Origin of the sequence: Vibrio sp. 10N.261.52.A1, assembly GCF_002876325.1 — a bacterium.
GTDB classification, from domain to species: domain Bacteria; phylum Pseudomonadota; class Gammaproteobacteria; order Enterobacterales; family Vibrionaceae; genus Vibrio; species Vibrio chagasii.
Map to the genome: position 1 here is coordinate 1 of NZ_MCYD01001034.1, position 564 is coordinate 564.

Annotated in this window: 1 pseudogene; it reads left to right on the plus strand. The window is 43.6% G+C overall.

The features are described from left to right. Positions 1-564, plus strand: a pseudogene (locus BCT81_RS22380) (histidine kinase); the annotation flags it as partial.

Genomic DNA, 564 nt, shown 5'->3' on the forward strand with positions numbered 1-564 from the left:
GTCAGTTGGTTACCTATTGGATTCTTTGCAAGATCGAATCGAACCTTACTTGGCCTTTTTGATTGTGATGGCGTTGCTGGTGGTTGCGGTCAACGCTTTGATTTCGAGTTATGTATCTCGTCGTTTTCAGCGCGCTATTTTAGGTTTTGAGCCTGAAGAGATAGGCCGACTGTATGTTGAGTTAGATGTCACCATGAGCACTGTTAAAGAGGGCATTTTAAGTATCGATAAGAACGGTATCTTACGCTCAATAAACAAAAGTGCCTGCGATATTTTATCCATCGATAGAGATAAAGCACTCAATCAACAGCGCCTTTCTGATGTGTTAGCAGGCAGTGATTTAGAACTGCTGTTATCAACAGGCGACATCGACCACGATGTTGAGTTGTATTTAAACAATAAGCGGATCATTGCCAACCGCAGTCCGATTGTTGTTGCTGGTGAAGTGGTTGGGGCGGTGTCGAGTTTCCGACTCCGCGATGAGATTAACGACTTAACGGATCAGCTTTCGCAAACCAAAGAATATGCCGATTTATTACGCTCACAAACTCACGAGCATAAGAA